The following is a 420-nucleotide window of genomic DNA, read 5'->3' on the forward strand; positions in this document are numbered from 1 at the left end:
TCTTTGTAGTAATCATGCAGTTTCGCCATCGTACTACTCCAAATTACTTGATAGTTTCGCTGTTAGACTTGAAGAAACGGACTTTTTTGCCGTCTTCGAATCTAAAGCCTACACGGTCAGCCTTGCCGGTTGCCGCATTGAAGATTGCAACGTTAGAAACCTGAATTGCAGCTTCTTTTTCAACGATGCCGCCCGGTTGGTTCAGAGCCGGAACCGGCTTCTGGTGTTTCTTAACCAGGTTGATACCTTCAACAATGACCTTGCCGGAAGACAGGACATTCTTAACTTTACCGCGTTTACCTTTATCTTTACCGGTTAACACGATAACTTCGTCATCACGACGGATTTTCGCTGCCATGATTCGCTCCTTAGAGTACTTCTGGTGCCAGAGAGATAATTTTCATGAACTTCTCGTTACGA

General features: G+C 44.8%; 1 protein-coding gene. It reads right to left on the minus strand.

Annotated elements, in window-relative coordinates:
- Nucleotides 1–43: 43 nt before the first annotated feature.
- Nucleotides 44–358, minus strand: a complete 315-nt coding sequence (gene rplX / locus JG677_RS08620; RefSeq protein WP_000729185.1) for a 50S ribosomal protein L24 — start codon at nt 356–358, stop codon at nt 44–46.
- Nucleotides 359–420: the final 62 nt, after the last annotated feature.

The sequence above is a fragment of the Campylobacter sp. TTU-622 genome (genome assembly GCF_016598965.1).
In the GTDB taxonomy this organism is placed as follows: Bacteria; Campylobacterota; Campylobacteria; order Campylobacterales; family Campylobacteraceae; genus Campylobacter_D.